The 19,583-nt window shown below is 68.6% G+C and carries 27 protein-coding genes and 1 tRNA gene; 14 read left to right on the top strand and 14 right to left on the bottom strand.

The genetic code is table 11. The annotated features are described in order from the left end of the window. Positions 1–188: 188 nt before the first annotated feature. Both ABS78_RS15850 and ABS78_RS15845 read left to right on the top strand, forming a co-directional pair. Complete coding sequence (locus ABS78_RS15850; protein WP_293381335.1) at positions 189–374, top strand: hypothetical protein; 186 nt, start codon at positions 189–191, stop codon at positions 372–374. Further along, complete coding sequence (locus tag ABS78_RS15845; RefSeq protein ID WP_293381332.1) at positions 356–700, top strand: hypothetical protein; 345 nt, start codon at positions 356–358, stop codon at positions 698–700. The genes ABS78_RS15850 and ABS78_RS15845 overlap by 19 nt, the downstream gene beginning before the upstream one ends. A 52-nt stretch (positions 701–752) precedes the next feature. Here the strand turns inward: ABS78_RS15845 and ABS78_RS15840 are convergent, their stop codons facing one another. Then, entirely contained in the window at positions 753–1,448 is a 696-nt protein-coding gene (locus tag ABS78_RS15840; protein ID WP_293381329.1) for a hypothetical protein, read from the bottom strand. 50 nt (positions 1,449–1,498) lie between these two features. Here ABS78_RS15840 and ABS78_RS15835 point away from each other — a divergent pair, with 50 nt between their 5' ends. From ABS78_RS15835 to ABS78_RS15825, 3 genes are all read left to right on the top strand, one after another. Further along, complete coding sequence (locus ABS78_RS15835) at positions 1,499–1,972, top strand: lysozyme (RefSeq protein ID WP_293381326.1); 474 nt, start codon at positions 1,499–1,501, stop codon at positions 1,970–1,972. Continuing rightward, a complete protein-coding gene (locus ABS78_RS15830) occupies positions 1,969–2,364 on the top strand; it encodes a hypothetical protein (RefSeq protein WP_293381323.1) in 396 nt (131 codons plus the stop codon). Before ABS78_RS15835 ends, ABS78_RS15830 begins: the two co-directional genes overlap by 4 nt. Positions 2,365–2,432: 68 nt before the next feature. Beyond that, positions 2,433–2,837, top strand: a complete 405-nt coding sequence (locus ABS78_RS15825; protein ID WP_293381321.1) for a hypothetical protein — start codon at positions 2,433–2,435, stop codon at positions 2,835–2,837. 622 nt (positions 2,838–3,459) lie between these two features. Here ABS78_RS15825 and ABS78_RS15820 read toward each other — a convergent pair. Further along, the gene (locus ABS78_RS15820; RefSeq protein WP_293381318.1) at positions 3,460–3,711 is read right to left on the bottom strand and encodes a hypothetical protein; all 252 of its coding nucleotides are present in this window, start codon (positions 3,709–3,711) and stop codon (positions 3,460–3,462) included. Positions 3,712–3,738: 27 nt separating this feature from the next. Here ABS78_RS15820 and ABS78_RS15815 point away from each other — a divergent pair, with 27 nt between their 5' ends. Then, positions 3,739–3,915 (top strand): hypothetical protein, encoded by a 177-nt coding sequence (locus ABS78_RS15815; RefSeq protein WP_293381315.1) that lies wholly within the window; start codon positions 3,739–3,741, stop codon positions 3,913–3,915. Here ABS78_RS15815 and ABS78_RS15810 read toward each other — a convergent pair. From ABS78_RS15810 to ABS78_RS15775, 8 genes are all read right to left on the bottom strand, one after another. Then, positions 3,912–4,577: an SOS response-associated peptidase family protein gene (locus ABS78_RS15810; protein WP_293381312.1), complete on the bottom strand. Its 666-nt coding sequence runs from the start codon at positions 4,575–4,577 to the stop codon at positions 3,912–3,914. The genes ABS78_RS15815 and ABS78_RS15810 overlap by 4 nt on opposite strands. Before the next feature lie 42 nt (positions 4,578–4,619). Next, entirely contained in the window at positions 4,620–4,817 is a 198-nt protein-coding gene (locus ABS78_RS15805) for a hypothetical protein (protein WP_293381309.1), read from the bottom strand. 6 nt (positions 4,818–4,823) lie between these two features. Next, positions 4,824–5,003, bottom strand: a complete 180-nt coding sequence (locus tag ABS78_RS15800; protein WP_293381306.1) for a hypothetical protein — start codon at positions 5,001–5,003, stop codon at positions 4,824–4,826. After that, the gene (locus ABS78_RS15795; RefSeq protein ID WP_293381303.1) at positions 5,000–5,494 is read right to left on the bottom strand and encodes a hypothetical protein; all 495 of its coding nucleotides are present in this window, start codon (positions 5,492–5,494) and stop codon (positions 5,000–5,002) included. The genes ABS78_RS15800 and ABS78_RS15795 overlap by 4 nt, the downstream gene beginning before the upstream one ends. 319 nt (positions 5,495–5,813) lie before the next feature. After that, positions 5,814–6,185, bottom strand: coding sequence for a DUF4326 domain-containing protein (locus ABS78_RS15790; RefSeq protein ID WP_293381300.1), 372 nt, complete (start codon positions 6,183–6,185; stop codon positions 5,814–5,816). A gap of 489 nt (positions 6,186–6,674) precedes the next feature. Then, positions 6,675–7,520, bottom strand: coding sequence for a hypothetical protein (locus ABS78_RS15785; protein WP_293381297.1), 846 nt, complete (start codon positions 7,518–7,520; stop codon positions 6,675–6,677). After that, complete coding sequence (locus tag ABS78_RS15780) at positions 7,517–7,990, bottom strand: hypothetical protein (protein ID WP_293381294.1); 474 nt, start codon at positions 7,988–7,990, stop codon at positions 7,517–7,519. The genes ABS78_RS15785 and ABS78_RS15780 overlap by 4 nt, the downstream gene beginning before the upstream one ends. A gap of 89 nt (positions 7,991–8,079) precedes the next feature. Beyond that, a tRNA-Asn gene (locus tag ABS78_RS15775) sits at positions 8,080–8,155 on the bottom strand. 377 nt (positions 8,156–8,532) lie between these two features. Here ABS78_RS15775 and ABS78_RS15770 point away from each other — a divergent pair. Then, positions 8,533–9,951, top strand: a complete 1,419-nt coding sequence (locus tag ABS78_RS15770) for a Mur ligase family protein (protein ID WP_293381291.1) — start codon at positions 8,533–8,535, stop codon at positions 9,949–9,951. Here the strand turns inward: ABS78_RS15770 and ABS78_RS15765 are convergent. Together ABS78_RS15765 and ABS78_RS15760 are read right to left on the bottom strand one after the other, a co-directional pair. Continuing rightward, complete coding sequence (locus ABS78_RS15765; protein WP_293381288.1) at positions 9,921–10,295, bottom strand: gamma-glutamylcyclotransferase family protein; 375 nt, start codon at positions 10,293–10,295, stop codon at positions 9,921–9,923. The genes ABS78_RS15770 and ABS78_RS15765 overlap by 31 nt on opposite strands. Further along, a complete protein-coding gene (locus ABS78_RS15760) occupies positions 10,279–11,640 on the bottom strand; it encodes an acyl-CoA dehydrogenase family protein (protein ID WP_293381285.1) in 1,362 nt (453 codons plus the stop codon). The genes ABS78_RS15765 and ABS78_RS15760 overlap by 17 nt, the downstream gene beginning before the upstream one ends. Before the next feature lie 129 nt (positions 11,641–11,769). Between ABS78_RS15760 and ABS78_RS15755 the strand changes: the two genes are divergently transcribed. Both ABS78_RS15755 and ABS78_RS15750 read left to right on the top strand, forming a co-directional pair. Then, the gene (locus ABS78_RS15755; RefSeq protein WP_293381282.1) at positions 11,770–12,765 is read left to right on the top strand and encodes a phosphotransferase family protein; all 996 of its coding nucleotides are present in this window, start codon (positions 11,770–11,772) and stop codon (positions 12,763–12,765) included. Next, positions 12,762–13,121 (top strand): DUF6285 domain-containing protein, encoded by a 360-nt coding sequence (locus ABS78_RS15750; protein ID WP_293381279.1) that lies wholly within the window; start codon positions 12,762–12,764, stop codon positions 13,119–13,121. The genes ABS78_RS15755 and ABS78_RS15750 overlap by 4 nt, the downstream gene beginning before the upstream one ends. On the opposite strand, the gene ABS78_RS15745 is transcribed toward ABS78_RS15750, so the two are convergent. Further along, positions 13,118–13,444 carry a hypothetical protein gene (locus ABS78_RS15745; protein WP_293381276.1) on the bottom strand — a complete coding sequence of 109 codons (327 nt, stop codon included), beginning with the start codon at positions 13,442–13,444 and terminating at the stop codon, positions 13,118–13,120. The two genes, ABS78_RS15750 and ABS78_RS15745, sit on opposite strands and share 4 nt — an antisense overlap. A 76-nt stretch (positions 13,445–13,520) precedes the next feature. On the opposite strand from ABS78_RS15745, the gene ABS78_RS15740 reads away from it, so the two are divergent. The 5 genes from ABS78_RS15740 to ABS78_RS15720 all read left to right on the top strand — a co-directional run bounded on the left by ABS78_RS15740 (position 13,521) and on the right by ABS78_RS15720 (position 17,731). Next, positions 13,521–14,507 carry a YafY family protein gene (locus ABS78_RS15740; RefSeq protein ID WP_293381273.1) on the top strand — a complete coding sequence of 329 codons (987 nt, stop codon included), beginning with the start codon at positions 13,521–13,523 and terminating at the stop codon, positions 14,505–14,507. 45 nt (positions 14,508–14,552) lie between these two features. Beyond that, positions 14,553–14,687 (top strand): hypothetical protein, encoded by a 135-nt coding sequence (locus ABS78_RS15735; RefSeq protein WP_293381270.1) that lies wholly within the window; start codon positions 14,553–14,555, stop codon positions 14,685–14,687. A 202-nt stretch (positions 14,688–14,889) separates the two neighbouring features. Next, complete coding sequence (locus tag ABS78_RS15730) at positions 14,890–15,162, top strand: AbrB/MazE/SpoVT family DNA-binding domain-containing protein (RefSeq protein WP_293381267.1); 273 nt, start codon at positions 14,890–14,892, stop codon at positions 15,160–15,162. Beyond that, positions 15,149–15,532 (top strand): type II toxin-antitoxin system VapC family toxin, encoded by a 384-nt coding sequence (locus ABS78_RS15725; protein WP_293381264.1) that lies wholly within the window; start codon positions 15,149–15,151, stop codon positions 15,530–15,532. Before ABS78_RS15730 ends, ABS78_RS15725 begins: the two co-directional genes overlap by 14 nt. 96 nt (positions 15,533–15,628) lie before the next feature. Continuing rightward, a complete protein-coding gene (locus ABS78_RS15720) occupies positions 15,629–17,731 on the top strand; it encodes a prolyl oligopeptidase family serine peptidase (RefSeq protein WP_293381261.1) in 2,103 nt (700 codons plus the stop codon). 24 nt (positions 17,732–17,755) lie between these two features. On the opposite strand, the gene ABS78_RS15715 is transcribed toward ABS78_RS15720, so the two are convergent. After that, complete coding sequence (locus ABS78_RS15715) at positions 17,756–19,516, bottom strand: VWA domain-containing protein (protein ID WP_293381258.1); 1,761 nt, start codon at positions 19,514–19,516, stop codon at positions 17,756–17,758. Positions 19,517–19,583 lie beyond the last annotated feature (67 nt).

Below are 19,583 nucleotides of genomic sequence, written 5' to 3'. Positions count from 1 at the left end.
CGCCCGCGCCGCCAGTTCGGCCGCGCGCACCTCGAGGTCCGCGATCCGCGCATCCCGCGGGTCCGCGGCCGGCGTGCGGCGCCTGGCCGAGGTGATCGGCGAGCGGGACGCCCTGGCGCTGCGCGTCGAGGCCGCCCGCGCGGCGCTGGCCTGACCTTCTCCCCGTATCCGATCCGACAGGAGCCGCGATGTCCCTCAGCGACTGGCAATGGGGCGAGGTGATCCTTGACCGGCCCATCGGCGACCTCTGGGGGATCGAGGTCAACCGGGCGTCGCGCCTTGGCGAGGACATCGCAGAGCGCGGGCAAATCCTGCTCACCGAGGCGGCGCAGCGCCAGCAAGCGGAAGCAACTTCATGTCACCGAGAGCAGTGAGGGCCGACGTGGATTTCAAGCCTGTTGAGACGCGCGGCAAGCGCACGCCGGAGGCCCTGCAGGACCTCGCAGACGGTCAGAACGCTACGCACGAGTGCATCCACGCGCTGGCGAAGAAGGTCGATGAGATCGCGGGCTCGGTGAAGACGCTGACGGACCTGTTCAGCAAGGGCCCGCCGGCCGTGAAGGCGTCGATGGGGTGGATGGAGCACGGGAAGCTGGCGCTCACGATCCTCGGGGCGGCCAGCGGCATCGTGATCTTCTACCGGTTCGGGGCGGCCATCGCGGCGGCGGCGCATCAGTTCCTCATGGGGACTGCGATATGAGCGCCCCTCGCGCCTCCATCGCGGCCATCGTCGGCCTGCTGACCGCCAGCGCCTATCGGCGCCAAAGATGAGCCTCGCGCTTCACAAACTGCCCGAGGGCATTCGTGGCGTTGGGGTTCAATCGCTTACCGACTGGCCACGTCGCGGCGAGTTCCGGCGGCCATCCGCCAGCGTTGATGCGGTTCGTGAGGACTCGCGCCGAAACCCCGTTAACCTCCGCGATCTCGGCCCACGATCTACCGTCTGGCGCACGTCGAACGATGCTGCGGTTTCGCGCCTGCGTCTTGGCGTCGGCCCAGATGCAGTTCTCTGGGCTATAGCCGCGGTCATTATCGACCCGCTCGATGGACAGGTTGTCCGCGTAGCCAGCGGCCTCGGCCCATTCGGAGAATGCGGAAAACTCCTCCCACTCGGGGTAGATCGAAATTCCGCGAGCGCCGTAGTGGACGTAACCCGGGTTGCGGGGATTGCGACACCTGGCGCGCATGTTCTGCCAGATGCCGTACAGGCGGGTAGTTGTAGAGCCGTGCGTTCGGCGGAGGTCGCCGAGGCGGTTCAGATTCGCGCAACCGCAGTTCGTGGATTTCCCGCCGCGAAGGTCAGATCCCGCAACGACACCGGAGCGGCCGCAGTCGCATCTGCACGTCCAAAGCGCGCCGCCTCTTGGGCTGTTCCCGGCCTTCTCCTGCACGGACCAAAGGCCAAAGCGCAGTCCTGTCATGTCAATCAGTCGGGGGTTCTTCGCCATGGGCGGAGCGTATCGCGAAGCGGTCCCGAAAACCAGAACGGAACGCCAACATGAGTAGGGTCAGGGTTCTAGCTGGGGTCCTGGCGGCATCATCCGTCGCCGTCGGTACCATCGCGGCATTCGAGGGCTATGTCCCGGTCGGTTATCCCGACCCCGCCCTTGGCGTGAACCTACCGACCGCCTGCTATGGCTCGACCAGGGGCGTAGTGCTGGGCAAGCGATACACGGAGCAGGAGTGCGTCGGCATGCTCGCCGACGACGTGGTGAAGCACGGGCTCGATATCGCCCCCTGCCTCCCGGAGACCCTACCGCTGGAGACGCACGCGGCCTTCGTCTCGTTCGGGTTCAACGTCGGGGCGACGAAGTTCTGCGCGTCCACCCTGTCGCGGAAGGCGAGGTCTGGGGACCTGCCGGGCGCGTGCGCCGAGTTGTCGAAGTGGGTGTACGCGGGCGGCCAGAAGATGCGCGGCCTGGTCAACCGGCGTGCGGCCGAACGCAAACTCTGCATGGAGGGCCTCGCGTGATCGCCCTCCGCCTTGCCCCCTACGCCCTGACCGCGGCCCTTGCCGTGGGCCTGTACCACGTCACCCCGTTCGTAGGGCCGGGGGCGAGGATCGATCGGCTGAAGGGGGAGGTGGCGTCTGCCGCTAAGGCCCGCGACGCCGCCCGCGACGAGACGAAAGCCTGCCAGCGGAACCGGGCCGGCCTGGAGGCGTCGATAGCCGCCCACAACCGGGCCGTGGACGGGCTCAAGCGGGAAGCCGACGCCAGAGTGGCCGAAAGCCGAAAGGCGGCTCAGGCGGCCCGCGCTGTCGCAGAGAGCCATCGGCGGAACGTGGATCGCATCCTGTCCGAGCGGATCGGGCCGGACAAGTGCGCCGAGGCCGCGCGGCTGATCGATCAGTACGGGGAATGAAGTTCTGCGGCGAACCTGCCGCGAAGGCGTGTCGGCCGCCATCTGCCGGCGAATGAAGGGAGTGCCGCATGCGCACGCTCACCGATCACCGGGTGAACCCGGCTAACGACAAGCTCGTCATCGAAGTGCTGGACGAGCCGGGCTCCGGCGGGGCCTGTCACCTGTACCACATCACGGGGTTCAACAGCGCGTCGAACCCTTCCGATCCGTGGACCGCCCGGCATGGCCAGCCGGCGGAGCACTCGACGATCCTGTTCCAGAACGGCCCTATCGGCGAGGTGGGCGTCAACGGCCTCACCCATGAGGCGCTGCTGGCGATCCTCGTGGACCGGCTCCGCGCTTTCCAGGCCGGCCCCTTCTCCTGCCGTGAGAATGCCCTGGCGCTCACGAAGCTGGAGGAGGCGCAACAGTGGCTCGGCGCCCGAACCCGAGCCCGTATGGTCCGCGGTGTCGAGGGAACCCATGCGGCCTGACCGCATCGTCCTGGTGGGGGTCGTTTCGGCGACCCTCACCGCCTGCGCCACGACGCCCGAGCCCACGATCCGCACCGTTGAGGTAAAGGTCCCTATCCCCGTCCCGTGCGCCGCCGAAGCCCCGCCGCGACCGACCTACGCCGACAGCCCGTCAGCCCTCAAGGGCGCCCCTGACATCGCAGAGCGGGTCCGCCTACTCCTGGCAGGACGGGAGCAGAGAGACGGCTATATCGCAGGACTGGAGGCGGCGAGCACGGGGTGTCGATGATCGACCATTATCGACCATTATCCTTTCGTCAGCGCCCGGCCGACCCCCGGCCGGAGCACTGACGGCCGCCGTACAACCGGGGGGAAGTGCTGGCGGCCGAAGCAGTCTGGCCCTCGGTTTGAGCGAGGTCCAGGGCGCCGAGTATCACGTCGCTCGCCACCGAAACCCGGCGGCGCACGCTCGCGCCGCCGGTATCATGAGGGCGGCTCGGGTCCAGTTGTCCGATGAGATCGGATGACTGACTGTCCTACTCGTCGGGACTCGCCCGCTCCCGCGCCTGAACCCACAACACCGCCAGCGCGGCGACGCCGGCGCCGCCCGTCACCAGTCCTGCGAACCACGCCCAGAGCAGCGTCATGGCCTCGGTCTCCCCTGACGCCAGGCCTGCACGATTGAGGTCATCTCGGCCTTGGCGACCGTCTCGGGTTTCCGCCGCCCGAGCGGCGTGCGGGCCGAACCATAGGCGCTGAACAGGCGCAGGTCGCGGCCGTCCAGTTCCCAATGGCCATTCCAGGCCTGGTCGGCGATGTAGACTGTGACGCGGTTCGGCTGGCGCATGGCGGGTGAACGCGCGCGGCGCGGCGTGGGCTCCGGAGTCTTGACCACAGGCCCACCTTCACCCGTGATGACTGCATGAAGCGCGTCATGACGTTCCGCGAGCACGCCCAGGCCTGCCGCGACCTGGCCGAGCAGATGCCCGCCGCGCACCGCGACCAGCTTGAGAAGATGGCCATCGAGTGGGAGTTGATGGCCGAGGAGCGAGAGCGGGAGCTTCGAGCGCGGGTCCCTCCTGAGCGACGGACGATCTAAGCCGCCGCCGGCTCCGGCGGGTCGAACGCCAACGTACCGGGCAGGGGAGGCCGGATCGCGGCCAGCGGATCGGCGGACAGGTCGAGCCAGAGGCGGGCGCTGTCCCGGTCGAGCACGACGGGCTGTCGATCGTGGAACGGGGCCATGTCGTCGTCACCGCCTGCGGCCTGCATCACCATCGTGTAGCTCTCGGTTCGCTCGCCCTCCCAGGTGTGGTCGGCCCAGAGCCCGGCGAAGAACAGACGTTGGCCGTCGGCACGGGTGATCGCGTGCTTGGTCTTCGCGCCTTTAGGCCCGGTCCACTCGGTGAACGCATCGGCCGGGATGATGCAGCGGTTCGTCTTCACGATCCCGCGCCAGGTCGGCTTGGTCAGCATGTCTTCGGAGCGGGCGTTGTTCGTGGCCGACTTCCACGCCTTGGCGGGACCCTTGTGGAAGAAGGGGATGACGCCCCACGTCCCGACGACGGGCTCCAGGCCCTCGGCCGGGGCGGCGGGGTCGATGGGCCGGGCGAAGATCCCGAGGCCCTTGGGCGCGACGTACGGCTTCAATGGCTGGTTGTCGAAGGCCTGCGGGCTGGTGAGCCGCAGCTTGATCCCGAGCTTCTCGAAGTCGGCCGCCAGGGCGTCGAGGCCGGGCGCGAGGGTGTAGAGATTGCACATGGGTTCACCCTCGCGCCGCTGCGGCTGCCCGGCAAGTTGGGTTCACATCCAGACGTCGGGATGGCGGGCGCGGCAGGCGGTGCAGCGGGCCTTGCGGCGGACGTCGTAGGGTGTCGCGTCGGGGCCGAACGCGCGGATCGCGAGTTTGACCGGGAACGCCGTCACGCGCCCGCAGGCCCGGCACTTGACCTTCAGCGTCTCGGAGGGCCCGAGCATGTTGCCGAGGGTCTCGAACTTCATCGGCGCTCACGCCTTCTCGCCCTCGGCGCGGTCCAGCAGCGCGTCGCTCTCGGCGCAGAGGCCAGCCACCCGGCGGGCGAGGGCGGGATCGACCGCCCCGCCGTCGCGGTGGGCGAGGTCCCAGACCGCCATGAGATCGTCCATCGCCCAGCGGGCGTAGGGATCGGCTGGGAGGTTGGCGGTCATGCCGATGACGCCGCAAGCACATGGCCGGCCGGTCCACGAATGGGGCCGGTGCTGTCCGACCGAGGCGCGAAGAACCGATCCTCGCGAGTGAAGTGGTAGGCGGCGGAGTCGAGGCCGTCCTTCGCGATCAGGATAGCCATGTAGTCCCGCCCCATCGGTCGGCATTGCTGGAGCATCGAGATCAGCGCGTCATGGTAGGGCGTGAGGCCGATGAAGGTCTTGATGACCTCCGCGGGCTGGCCGAGCAGGCTGGTGCCAGGCGCAGGCGTCATCTCTTCGCTCAATCGCTCGTAGAAGCGGGGACGCCGCGTGAAGTGGTAAGCCGTGGTCTCCAGCGCTTCGATTGCGATGCCGAACGCGAGCCAACCGGCGGTGAAGCGGTCGAACTGACCCTGGAGTTCCAAGAGCCGTTTGGCCCAGGGCGTCAGCTTGTTGAAGGCCGGGATGGCGAGGTCGGGCGACCCAAGGCCGGCGTATGTTCGGTGGACCATCGGATGCTCCTTGTCTGATCTCGTCGGAGATCGAACAAAGAGTGAACATAAAGTCGGAGTCAAGCGTTGCGGCGGCCGGCGTAACGTGGGATTCTGGAGGGGCTGCGGAGCGACGCGGTAAATCCCCAGGCCGTCGCCCCAGTGGATAGTTCGCCGGGACATTCGGGGTCCGGCCTCCGCAGCATCTACCCTCTTGGCCGAACAGTGCTAGGTTCCCGGCGCTGCGGCGGTGCAGATAGATGCACAGCGGTGAGAGAGCGGCCGGGTGCTACGCGCCATGTAATCCCGGTCAGCCGGTATCCAGTCCGGCCCGCAGCATCTACCCCTCTCCCTCTTCAGAAGGGGCGTTGGCCAGCTCCAGCAGTACGTCGGCGTGGCAGGGCGAGCCGAGGGGACACCAGCAGGCGAGGTTCTTGCCGCGAAGCTGGTCGATCTCTTCCACGAACCAACGTCGGCGGCGGTCGCTCTCGGGTCCCTGCCACCAGTCCCGGCCTCTCTGGGTCGGTCCGATCCAATCCCGGAAGCACTCGACCACGAAGGCGCGCCAGTTGGTCTCGGTGGCGTAGCCGCTGGCGATGGCGTTCTCCCGCCCGAACGGGTTCCCCCACCGCGTCGAGCGATCCACCTTCGCGGTGTTGGGCGGCATCCGCCAGCCCTTGGCCCGGCTCAACTGAATGCGCTGAGGCTTCATCACTTCCCCCGCACCCGATCTAGAGCCTCGATGGCGGCGCGGGCGATAGACCGACGCAACCGCCGTTCAGACGTTGAGTAGTCGCCGGGCCACGAGGGCGAGTGAAGGGGCGACCACAGGCTGCCGTCCTCCAGAGGCACAAGATCGGCGATGGCTGACATCACCGCTTCTATCTCTTCGGGGGTCATGGGGTGGTGGCCTTGGTCGAGAGAGGGGACAAATCCGCTTCGGCTAGCGGAAGGCCGGCGCGATCCGCCCAGGCCGGCCGATCCATCCGCAGGTATGATCGAACCTCCCAATCCAGGACATCCGCCGAGCGCCATCCGAGCTTTCCAGCCACGATCCGCCGCGCTCGTTCGAAGTGCTTTCCGCCTCTCGTCCACAACGGCCCGGCGGCCTCACAGAGCGCGCGAACGGGCGCGTCCTTGTCCGGCGGCGCGGGGTGTTTGGCCGGCTCGAATTGCGCCTCAGGGCGAGGGGCGGTTCCGCTCATCCCTTCTCTCCTGATTGGAGGGCGGCGAGACCGGAGGGAACGCGCTCAAACTCAACGACCCACACCCACGGATTCTCGGACCACGACTGCGCCCCGTTGATGTGCTCCCAAAGGAGCCTGTAGGCGAACTCCGGAGTGGGCGCCCATCTGTCCTGGCGCCGTTCATCCGGGGACATTCCCCAGCCTTGAGGCACGCCGGGGACCCTCCAGACGCCGCATTCAAAATCGGCCCACTCGTCGGCGGTTGGCTCTGCAAACGTACGCTCGTGGGTCCAGTCGCGAAACCACTCACGGTCGGCATCAGTGGGGTAGGACTTGTATAGCCCCTCGGCTATCGCATCCGCTTCGCTGATGTCGTTCAGCCGCTCGACCCGGACGCCGGTGATCTGGAGCGTGATCCGGCTCGCCCACCTCGGCATGTGGATGCCGGGGCGTCCTCGGCTCCCGCTTGGGAGGTATCCGGTGTCGGCCATGTACCAGATGCGCGCGGTGTCGGGGATACTGCGCGGGGGCACGGCTTCGAACGTGGAATAGGTCTTCCACGCCTCCCGCACCCACAACCGGTCGCCGGGGTCGCCGTATGGACATGTGTAGGGGCCGCTCAAACCTGCTGTGGACAGGTAATGGAATGATCCGTCCTCCCAGCGCTGCACTTCCTCGCGCGGGGACGTGATGCCGCTCCGGTCGCCCGGAAAGACCTTGAATAGCCGCCGCGTCTGCGTCTTCCGCCCGTCCAAGATCGCCCGCACCATCGGGGCGCTCATGAGGATCGGACGCTCTCTCGTCAGCCTCCCCACTACAGCAGGTTCAGCGGGCGCTACGGAGGGTTCGGGGGTGGTCATGCTTCACCTGCCGGAGCCGCCAGAAGGAGCGTGGTCGGCATGTGGCCGAGCTGGTAGGCCTCGTTGAGCTGAGGCTTCGCCCACTCGCCCACGGTCGAGCCGTCGGGCAGGAGGGTATGCGCCAGGAACTCGTCTTCGATGGTCGTGATTCCGGCGGCGACTGCTTCGAGCTTCGCCTTGATGACTAGCGCGAGCGCTCGCCAGCGTTGGCGGCAGGCCTGCTCCCAGGAGGTCAACGCCGCCTCGGCGGTTCGCGGCCCTCGGCTGTGATGCGTGAACTCGGGAAGGTTCCGCTCAGGGAGCGTCAGGACGAACTTGATCTGCCGATCCGCCATGCGGAACGCGACCATCGCCCGATTGGCTTCTGCGAAGTAGGCGAACGCGTCAGCGCCGTAGCGCGCGAGCGTCCGTTCAATTTCGATTCGGGACTTCTCGACCGAGACGGTCGTTTCGGATGCATAGCGAGGCATGTGGCCTTCCGTTTAGGACGTGAAGGCGGACGGCTTGCGGGCCAAATCCGCCTAACGTACGGAAGGAAAAGGGGAAAATTGGTCTCCGGTGGCTCCCCGAGCAGGACTCGAACCTGCGACAAGCCGGTTAACAGCCGGCTGCTCTACCAACTGAGCTATCGGGGATCAGCACCGAGAGGGCGGGCGTATACGCCGCACCGGCGGCTTGTGCAAGGGTTGCGGGAAGGTGTCGCAGATCCCTCTGGATCCCCCGGCGCCGTCGGAGGCCGCCCGCACCGACCTTCGTGAAAAAACGGCCCGACGCGGACGTCGGGCCGGAAAAAGTCGGTGATGGTGGGGTGTCTTCGAAGAAGACATCCCGAGGGTCGAAGGTTGTGGTTAAGCGCGCGTAAATTTCGACGGCCGGGCGGCAAGCTTTTCTTAAGCCTGCGGCGTAGCTTGCCGTCCGAGGCGCTTCAGGCGGTGGCTGAAGCCTTCGGGACTGGACGGCGCCCGCCAATCGGCTGATCACCGGGCGGCAGGCTGCGGGAAACGGACGGAAGATGCGCATCCATTTCACGGGAATCGCGGGCGCGGGGATGGCGGCGGCGGCGTTGATGATGCGCGAGGCCGGCCATGCGGTGTCGGGCTCGGACGAGGACGCCTTTCCGCCCATGTCCACCTATGTCGAGGGCCTGGGCTTCCCGGTGCGCTGGCGATTCGATCCGGCGAACCTGCCGCAGGATCTCGATCTTCTGGTGCTGGGGGCCAGCGCGAAGTTGGGCGGGGAGGGGAACGTCGAGGTCCGCGCCGCCCGCGCCCGTGGCGTGCGGGTCACCACCTTTCCCGAGCTTGTCGGCGAGGCGACGGCCACGCGCCGCAACACGGTGGTGGCCGGCTCGTTCGGCAAGTCCACCTGCGCGGCGCTGACGGCCCATGTGCTGCGCGAGAGCGAGCGCGACGCCGGTTGGATGATCGGCGCCATCTCGCCGTCGCTGCCCGACACCGGCCATTGGGGCAGCGCGCCTGAGGTGATTCTCGAGGGCGACGAGTACATCGTCGGGCCGGACGACCGCCGATCGAAGTTCGTCCTCTATCACCCGCGCGACGTCCTGCTGACGTCGCTGGTCCATGACCATGTCAATGTCTTCCCGACGTTCGAGGACTATGTCCGCCCCTTCGGGGAGCTGCTGCGCCTGCTGCCGGCCGAAGGGCTGCTGGTGGCGCGAGAACATCCGGCCATCCGCGCGATCGCGCCCCGGGCCGTCTCGCGCGTCGTCTGGTACGACACCCGGCCCTGCGACGGCTGGTACAGCGAGGATGTCGTCTTCGGCGACGTCACGCGCTTCACGCTCGTCGGCCCCGGGGGACGGCGCATCCCCCTCGCCACCACCCTGCTGGGCGCCCACAACGTCGAGAACATCGTGGGCGTGGCCGCCTATCTCCTGGAGCGGGGCCTCGTGGACGAGACCGCGCTGGCCCGGGCGGTGCTGAGTTTCGCCGGCATCCGCCGCCGTCTCGACCGCCTGGCTTCCCGCTCGCGTATGCCGTTGGTGGAGGGATTTGGCTCGTCCTACGAGAAGGCCCATTCCGCCATCGCGGCCATGCGCCTGCACTATCCCGAACGGCGCCTGGTGGTGGTGTTCGAGCCGCACACCTTCTCCTGGCGCAATCGCGAGGCCCTGGCCTGGTACGATACGGTGTTCGAGGGCGCGGCGCGCGTTCTGCTGGTCCCCCCGCCCACCCACGGCGCCGGCTCGCACCAGCAGTCGAGCTTCGAGGAGATTCTGGCCCGGATCGCCGCCACGGGCGTGCCGGTCCAGGGTGTCGAGACCGCCGAGGCGGCCATCGCCGAGCTGAGCGGACTTTCCGGCGACGAGGCCGTCCTGCTGCTCTCCTCGGGCCCGCTGCTGGGTCTGCCGCACAAGCTCCCCCCGATCTTCGACCGTCTCTACGGCGCGCCCGAGGAGGCGGCCGCCTGAGGGGCGGGGCGCAGGGCGTAGAGCTGCGCGGCCAACGGGCCTTCCAGGGTCGCCACCGTCACGGTCGTCCGTGCGTATTCCTCGCCCTCGAACGCGTCGAGGCGCGCCCAGTGCGAGGGCAGGTCGTCGGATGTGAACACCTCGACCGCCACCTCCGGCCCGTGCGGGTCGGGGCGAAGGCCGGGATAGCCCCGGGCCGCGCCCCAGCCGGACTCGACCTTCCAGCCGCGTACGGTCCCGGGTCGCCAGTCGCCGGCCAACCCGGCCAGTTCGCCCTGGTTGGACTGGCCGGGCGCCAGCGATCCGTAGACCGCCAGCCGGGTCTCGCTACCGGACGCCGCCATGCGCCGGGACGGGCTGGACGTACTCGCCCTTCTTCGCCGCCTTCTCGGCCTCGTTCAGTTCGCGGAACTGCTCCCGCTTGGGCCCGAGGTAGCCGAAGAGGTAGGCGGCCACCTTGCGCATCTGGATCTCCTCCGAGCCCTCGGTGATGCGATAGCGGCGGTGGTGGCGGTAGATGTGCTCGAAGGGCTTGTGGCGCGAATAGCCGATGCCGCCGTGGACCTGCATGGCCCGGTCGGCGGCCTCGCAGACCAGCCGGTTGCCCCAGTAGTTGCACATGGAGACCTTGTCCGAGATCGTCCGCTCGATCTCCTTGTGCTCCATGTGGTCCATCTGCCACGCCGTCTTGCGGATGAGCAGCCGCAGCATCTCGCACTGGGTCTGGAGTTCGACCAGCGGGAACTGGATCGCCTGGTTGTCGGACAGGGGCTTGCCGAACGGCTTGCGGTTGCGCGCGTACTTGACGCTCTCGTCGATGCAGTATTGCGCCGCGCCCAGCGACGAGGCCGCCTGCCGGATGCGGTTCTGGTGGACGAAGCTCTGGCCGATCCCCAGTCCCCGGTCGATCTGGCCCCAGTAGCTGTCCTCGGGAATCCAGACGTCGGTGAAGCTGATCCGCGGGTGGTCGGTCGGCATGTTGAACGTCCACAGGTACTCCTCGATCTTGAGACCGGGGGAGTCGGCCGGGACGATGAAGCAGGTGATGCCCGTCGCGTCGCCGTCCTTGCCGCTGGTGCGGGCGAAGCACATCACGTGGGTGGCCACGTGCATGCCCGTCGTCCACATTTTTTCGCCGTTGATCAGCCAGCCGGGCTTGCCGTCCTTTTCATGGCGGACCCCGCGCGTCTCCATCCAGGTGGCGTCGCTGCCGTGGTTGGGCTCGGTCAGGCCGAAGCCCGTCCGCATGCCGCCGTTCAACAGCTTGTCCGCATAGCGGTCGTACTGCTCGTTGGTCGCGAACTCCTTGAACATGAGGATAAAGGGGTTGTTGCCGACGATCGAATGCTCGGTCTGCAGGTCGTTGAACAGGCCCAGACCCTTGGCCGCCAGGTGCTCGCGGATGATGGCCATGGCGAGCTGGGAGCCGCCCTTGCCGCCCATCTCCTTGGGCCAGGCGTAGCGCAGGTGTCCCGCCTCGTCCGCCAGCTTGCGGCTCTTGGCCAGCAACTGTTCCCACTCCTTGCGCGGCAGGCCGTTGTTGTCCCAGTCGGTGCGGGCGTGTTCGCGGCGATGGTCGAAGAAGCGGTCGTTATCGTCCGCCCGCTGAAGCGGCGTGATCACGTCGTCGATGAACCTATCGAGTTCGCCCAGGTAGTCCTGGATGTCCTTGGGGATGTCGAAGTCCATGGCCGTTTCTCCCAGCGGTCTTGTCGTCGGTGTTGTTGCGGGATTGACGCTGCGGGACCGGTTTACAACCGACCGCCGAGCCCGCCACATCGGGCGCACTCTAGACCAGCAGGGAGGTTCCGCCGGGTCATGGAAGTCGATGTGCGAGCGGGCCTTCAGAAGCTCGCCGAACGATTGGGAGGAGATGGCGCGAAGCTGGCCGAGGCCCAGCGCCTTTCGGGCGGCGCCAGCATGGAGACCTGGGCCTTCGGGATCGACGGCGCGGGCGGCCGCGAAGACCTGATCCTGCGTCGCCGCAGCGTTCCGTTCGACGAGGAGACCGCCCGGTCGATCAGCCTGGCCAGCGAAGCCGCGCTGATCCGGGCCACGGGCGCCAACGGCGCGCGGGTGCCCGACGTGCGTCACGTCTGCGATGCGGCCGACGGCCTGGGCGAGGCCTATGTCATGGTCCGGGTGAACGGCGAGACCCTGGGCCGCAAGATCACCAGCGACGCGCGCTTCGACGCCATCCGGCCGCAGCTCGCGCGCCAATGCGGGGAATCGCTGGTGGCCATCCATCGCACCACCCCGCCGCCGGGCGCGAAGCTCAAGTCCGTGGATGGCCTTCAGGAACTGGACCGCTACGAGGAGGTCTATCGCGCCACGGGGGCCGAACGGCCGATCCTGGAACTGGCGTTCCAGTACCTGCGCCGCCACACGCCCGAGCCCGTCGCGCCGGTCCTGCTGCACGGCGATTTCCGGAACGGCAACATCATGTTCGACCCGGAAAAGGGGGTCGCGGCCATCCTCGACTGGGAATTGGCCCACCTGGGCGATCCGGCCGAGGACATGGGCTGGATCTGCACCAACTCCTGGCGCTTCGGCCGGCCGGATCGTCCGGTCGGGGGCTTCGGCGACTACGACGACCTGCTGGCCGGCTACGCCTCGGCCGGCGGCCGTCCGATCGAACTCTCGCGCGTGCGCTTCTGGCAGATGCTGGGTTCGCTGCGCTGGGGCGTGATGTGCCTGACCATGTACCTGTCCTGGCGCGACGGCATGGTGAAGTCGGTCGAGCGCCCGATGATCGGCCGCCGCGTCTCCGAGACCGAGGCGGACCTGGTCGCGCTGCTGGAGGAAGGCCTTTGATCACCCATCCCCGCACCGAGGAGCTGGTGGAATCCGTCCGCCTCTGGATCGACGAGATCCGGCCGACGCTGGATCCCCGCAACGCCTTCCTGGCCCGCGTGGCCGCGAACGCGCTGGCGACGGTCCACCGCGAACTGACCCATGGACCGGACGCCGAGGCCGACGCCGTGCGTCTCGTCTCGGGCCTGCTCGACCGCGAGGGTGGGCATGCGGAACTGAACAGCGAGCTCTGCGACCGAATCCGTTCGGGCGACTTCACGGTCGAGACGCCGGGCCTCCTGGCCGCGCTGGCGGTGATGGCGCGGAACCAGCTCGCCATCGACCAGCCGAACTACAAGCCCGAGGGAAGTCTCTAGGCCGCTTCCAGCACCCGGATGATCTCGCTCTCGCGCTCGTTCCAGAGAATGGCGACGCGGCGGGCGCGGTCGGTCTGGCCGCCCAGGGCGCGCACCACCTCGGCGTCGGACAGGCGGTCTTCCGAGAGCCGGAGCAGGCTGCGCTGGCCGCCCTGGTCCAGCGTCACGTCGTGATAGCGCAGCACGGCGTCGACCACCGCGGCGGGCGGCGGCGGCGGGCGGATCGGCTGCGGCGCCTGGACGGGCCGGGTGGTGAAGCGGGCGGGGCTGAAGCGGCCGGAAGCCGAACCGGTCTTGCGGCGGGGCTGGAAACGGGAAGCCATCGTTCGAACGCCTTGCAGGTTGTCGATGGTTCTGGTTTTGTCTGTAGGGTACGACAAAATCGGACGTAGGCCCGTCATGCGCCACGAAAAAAGTGCTCGCCTTCTCGAACTGGCGCGGTTGCTCGCAGGGACGGCCGAGGGGCTGACCTTGGACGAGATGAGCGCAAAACTGGGCCTGGGCCGGCGTACGGTGGAGCGCATGCGCGACGCGCTCTGGGACGTCTTTCCCCAGATGGAAGTGGTCGACGATCCGCCCGGCAAGCGGTTCCGCATCCCGTCGGGCCTGGACGGGCTCTTCCAGGCGCCCACGCCCGAGGAGATGTCCGCGCTTTCCGCCTCGGCAGAGGCGATGGACCGCCAGGGCGCCCACGCGCGCGCCGCGGCGCTGCGATCGCTGGAGCAGAAGGTGTTGTCCGCCACGCGTGCCTCGGCCCGCCGCCGGCTCGCGCCCGACCTGGAGGCTCTGCTCCAGGCCGAGACTATCGCCGTTCAGGCCGGCCCGCGCCCGTTCGAGGAGGACACCGTCCTGGCGGCCGTGCGCGGGGCGCTGAAGGCGGTCTCCACGCTCCGCTTCCGCTACGAGGGCGGCTCCACGCCCGGCCGGGTGCGGGAGGTGGCGCCGCTGGGCATCCTGTTCGGCCGCTCCAACTACCTCGTGGCCGAGGAGGTCGGGGCGGGGACGGGGCCGCGAAACTGGCGCCTGGACCGCATAGGCGATCTTGAGATCACGGGCGTTCCGGCCCAGCGGCCCGAGGACTTCTCGCTCCAGGCCTACGCCGACGAGAGCTTCGGCATCTACCAGGACGACACGCACGACGTGATCCTGCGCATCCTTCCCGAGGGGCGGGAGGACGCCCTGCGCTGGCGCTTCCACGCCCGCCAGAAGGTGGAGGATGAGCCGGACGGCTCGGTGGTCGTCCGCTTCCGGGCCAGCGGGATGCGAGAACTGGCCTGGCACCTCTTCACCTGGGGCGACAAGGTCCGGATCGTGGAACCCCAGGCGCTGAAGGACATGATGGCGGCGGAAATCGACACCGCGTGGCGGGCCCACGTCCGATTCTGACGTACCCCCTGTTCAGGCTTGGTCCGTCCAACGACGGAGAGCCCGATGAACACCCTCGACTACGCCACCTTCTTCGAGACCCACGTCCGCCCGCGCCAGCGCCGCCGGGCGCTTTTCCAGGCCGTGGGCGTCGCGGCCATGATCCTGTCGCCGGTCCTGTCGCTTATGCTGCTGCGATAGAGCGGGAGCCGTGTGACGCCTCAGGCGCGGCCCTTCCAGACGAACGGAGGCGACCGATCTCCTCGCGGGTTAGGATTTTCATGCCTGGAGGCTACGCCCATGAGCTGGAGCACGCCAGCCATCCCGCGGACGTCCAGACCAGGGCGAGGTCGACGCATCGGCGGCGCGTTGTCATCTTACCATGATCTTACCGGAGTTCGTCGTGGCCAACGCTCGCCAGACCACTGTGCTGTCCACCAAGGGGCAGGTCATCTTGCCCAAGGCGATCCGCGAACATCGCCGCTGGTCGCCGGGCACGCGGCTGATCGTCGAGGAGACGACCGACGGCGTCCTGCTGCGGCGCGAGCCGGCGCTGGAACCCACCACATTGGACCAGGTCTCGGGCATGCTGAAATACGACGGGCCGCCGGCCACGGTGGAGGAGATGGACGAGGCCGTCGCGGAGATGTTCCGGCGCGAATATGATCGCGATTGACACCAATATCGTCGTCCGTCTCCTGACCCGCGACGAGGCGCAGTGGGCCAGGGCGCATGCGCTGGTGCGTGACAACGAGGTGTTCGTCGCCTCGACGGTCGTCCTCGAGGCCGACTGGGTGCTGAGGAGCGTCCATCGGTACGCTCGCCAGGAGATCGTTCGCGCCCTGGAGATGTTCAGCCGGTTGCCGCGCGTGCGATTCCAGGAGCCGGAGAGGGTGGCTGCCGCCTTGCAGATGGCCGGGGAGGGCGTCGATCTCGCCGATGCGCTCCATCTGGCGGCTGCGGACGGCTGTGAGGCCTTAGTCACCTTCGACAGACGGTTCGCCCGGCTTGCGGCGGGCGCTCGACCGCCCGTGCGCGAGCCCTGACCTACGGCATGCCGACCGATGCCGCTCGACCAGCGGATGGTGACGCCGCCGGGCGCGCAGGCTAGCAATCCCGTACATGCCTTCGAGAGGTTTCCTATGCGCCTTGCCGCCCTCGCGACCGCGCTTGCCGGAGTGTTCCTGATGGGCGCCGCGCCCCCCGACGCCGACCACGACCCCTATGCCTGGATGGAAGAGATAGAGGGCGCCCGCGCGCTCGAATGGGCCAAGGCGGAGAACGACCGCACGCTGCCCCAGCTCAAGAACGATCCGCGCTATCCCGGCCTCTACGCCGACGCCCTGGCGATCGCGACCGCCAAGGACCGAATCCCCGGGGTGAGCTTCGCGGGCGACGGCGGCCTCTGGGACTACTGGCAGGACGCCGACCACGTCCGCGGCGTCTGGCGCAAGACCACGCTCGACAGCTACCGCACGGGCGCGCCCGAGTGGCGGACCATCCTCGACCTGGACGTCCTGGCCAAGGCCGAGCAGGCCAACTGGGTCTGGAAGGGCGCCAGCTGCCTGCCGCCCGAGGATCGGCTCTGTCTCGTCAGCCTGTCGGACGGGGGCAAGGACGCCGTCGAGGTTCGCGAGTTCGACACCGCGGCCGGCCGCTTCGTCGAGGGCGGCTTCCGGCTGCCCGAGGGCAAGCACCGCTTCGACTGGATCGACCGCGACACGCTGCTGATCGTGACCGAGTGGGCGAAGGGCGACGTCACCACCTCGGGCTATCCCTACATCGCCAAGCTGGTGAAGCGTGGCCAAACGCTCTCCGAAGCCCGGCAGGTGTTCGCCGGCCAGAAGAACGACGGCGGCTACGGCGTCCAGTCGATCGTGCTGCGGGATCCGGCGGGCAAGGTGCAGGCTGTCGTCATCATGCGGCCGTTGGACACCTTCAACGCCGAATACTACCTGCTGGCCGGAGACCGTCCCCTTCGCCTGGACCTCCCGAAAAAGGTCTCGATCCAGGGCTATCTCGACGGCCGCGTGATCGTGAGCCTGGAGGAGGACTGGGCTGCCAGGGGGATGAAGGAAGGCGACCTCGTCGACTTCGATCTGGCCGCCGTCAGGAAGGCGCCGGGCGCGCTGAAGCCAGCGCTCGTCCTGCGGCCCACCGAGTCCCAGGCGGTGGAGCAGGTGGCGACCACCAAGAGCCGTCTCGTCGTGGCCCTGCTCGACAACGTGAAGGGCCAGGTCCTCAGTTTCCGCCGCGCGGGCGGCGCCTGGACGTCCCAGGCCCTGGAACTGCCCAAGGACTCGACCATCGCCGTCGCCTCGGCGTCCGAGGCGGACGACCGGCTGATCCTCAGCATCGCCAGCTTCCTGACACCGTCCAGCCAGTGGCTGGCCGACGCCGCCGGCGGTGGCCAGGCCGAGCAGCTCCGCACGCTTCCGGCCCGCTTCGACGCGTCGAAGTTCGTCACCGAGCAGCACTGGGCCACCTCGAAAGACGGGACGAAGGTCCCGTACTTCGTCGTCCGGGCGAAGGACATCGCCTACGACGGCTCCAACCCCACCTTGCTCTACGCCTACGGCGGCTTCCTGGTCAGCCAGACCCCGGCCTATGCGGCGACGGTCGGCAAGCTGTGGCTCGAGAAGGGCGGCGTCTACGCCGTGGCCAACATCCGCGGCGGCGGCGAGTTCGGTCCGCGCTGGCACAACGCCGGGCTGAAGCTGAACCGCATGCGGGTCTACGACGACTTCTTCGCCGTCTCCGAGGACCTGATCTCGCGCAAGATCACCAGCCCGAAGAAGCTCGGGATCATGGGGGGGTCGAACGGCGGCCTGCTGATGGGCGTGGCCCTCACGAAGCGGCCGGAACTCTACAACGCCGTGGTCATCCAGGTGCCGCTCTTCGACATGATCGGCTACAGCCATATCGGCGCCGGCTCGTCCTGGATCGGCGAGTATGGCGACCCGGCCGTCCCCGAGGAGCGGGCCATGCTGATGAGTTATTCGCCGTACCAGAACCTGAAGCCCGGCCAGCCCTATCCCAAGGTGTTCATCGAGACGTCCACCAAGGACGATCGCGTCCACCCGGCCCATGCCCGCAAAGCGGCCGCGCGGCTGAAGGAGTACGGCTACGACTACGTGTACTACGAGAACCTGGACGGCGGTCACGCCGCCGCCGCCAACCTCAACGAACGCGCGATGCGGCAGGCCCTCGAGTTCACCTATCTGACCCAGCGCCTGATGGACTGAGGGGCGCGTCGTCCCTCCGCCGGCCTATTCCCCCGCCGCGCCACGGTCGCCGGCCGCCCGGGCGAGTTGCACGAACTCGGCGCGTTCGCCGTGGGGGTCCTGGCCGCGGCTGCCCTGGGCCAGGGCGACCACGTCCTGCCAGCCGAAGCCATCCGACACGCGCGGGTCGCGGCGCAGCTTCTGGCCGAAGCCGGCGACGGCCACCGCCCAGCGGGTCGCCTCGGGCGCGGCGGCCAGCGTGGCCGCGCCGTCGGCCGCCGTCACCGGGCGTTCCATCAGCTTCGACCGCGACTGGCCCGGCAGTTTGTAGCGGATCTTGAGATAGGCCAGTTCCCCGGTCGGTCCGGCCTTCGGCGCCGGCCGTCCGTAGCGCAGCGGGTCGGCCGAGCCCGGCGCGCCCGCCGGCGTGATCTCGTAGAGCGCCGTCACCGAGGCCCCGGCGCCTACCTCGCCGGCGTCCACCTGGTCGTTGTTGAAGTCCTCGCGCGCCAGCATCCGGGTCTCGTAGCCGATCAGCCGGTACTCCGAGACCTGGGCCGGATTGAACTCCACCTGGATCTTCACGTCGTCGGCGATGGGGAACATCGTGCTGGTGAAGTCGGTGCGGAACAGCTTCCGCGCCTCCTGCAGGCTGTCGACGTAGGCCGCCGTCCCGTTTCCGTTCTGGGCCAGGGCCTGCATCATGGCGTCGTTGTAGTTGCCCCGGCCGAAGCCGTAGACCGACAGGTAGACGCCGGTCTTGCGCTGGTCGGTGACGAAGTCCTTCAACCGGGCCGGGTCGGCGATTCCCACGTTGAAGTCGCCGTCGGTCACCAGGATGACCCGGTTTACCGCCCGGGTGTCGAAATTCTGCCGCGCCAGGTCATAGGCCAGCTTCAGCCCCTGGCCGCCGGCGGTCGATCCGCCCGCCTGGAGGGCTCCCAGCGCGCATCGCACCTTGAGCTTGCTACGGCCGTCGGTGGGCTCCAGCACGGCGCCCGCCGATCCGGCGTAGGCCACGATCGACACCCGGTCCTGGGGCCGCATCTGGTCGACCAGCAGGTTCAGCGACTTCTGCGCCAGCGGGAGGCGGTCCGGCCCCCACATCGAGCCCGAGGTGTCCACCAGGAACACGAGGTTCAGCGGCGGCGCCTCGGCCCGGGGCAGGTCGAAGCCCTGGATGCCGATGTGCAGGATCTGCTTCTGCGCCGACCAGGGGGAGGGGGCCAGCGCCACGTAGGTCGAGAAGGGGTTGGTCCGGTCGGCGGGCGGCGCGTACCCGTAGTCGAAATAGTTGATCAGCTCCTCCACCCGCACCGCGTCGGTGGGCGGCGTCGCGCCCTCGTTCAGGAAGCGGCGGACGTTGGAATAGGCCGCAGTGTCCACGTCCACCGAGAAGGTCGAGACCGGCTCCTGCGCGGTCTGCCGGATGGGGTTGGACGGCGCGCCGGGATAGCGCTCGGTGTCGCGCGCGGGCAAGCCGGGGGTCACGATCATGCCGCCAGCCGCCTGGCGGCCGCCTGTGACGATGTCCGCTTCCTTGAGCCTTTGCGGGGCGGCGATGTTGAAGGACGGCGCCGGTGGCGGCGCTGGAGGGGCTTGATGACGCACCATCGGGCTTGCCATGCCTACCGGCCCCGGCCGGGGGACTGTACGGAAGCCCAGGGCCGCGCAGGATTCCGCCGTGGGTGACCCGTCGGCCACGGGATCGGGGCGCGCCACGGCGGCGGAGGGGCCGGATGCGGCGGTGGTCAGGCAAGCCAGAGCGGCGATGGGCAGGCTCTGGGCTCTGGTGCGTCCAGTCATCGGTGTCCTTCCAGGCCATCAGCCGGTCTGCATGCGGAAGCCCGAGCTTCGCCGCCAGAACGTGGCG

Source organism: Phenylobacterium sp. SCN 70-31 (assembly GCF_001724605.1).
GTDB lineage: Bacteria > Pseudomonadota > Alphaproteobacteria > Caulobacterales > Caulobacteraceae > Phenylobacterium.
Note: the sequence above shows the minus strand (reverse complement) of the source record. Positions and strands in the feature narration are given on the sequence as shown.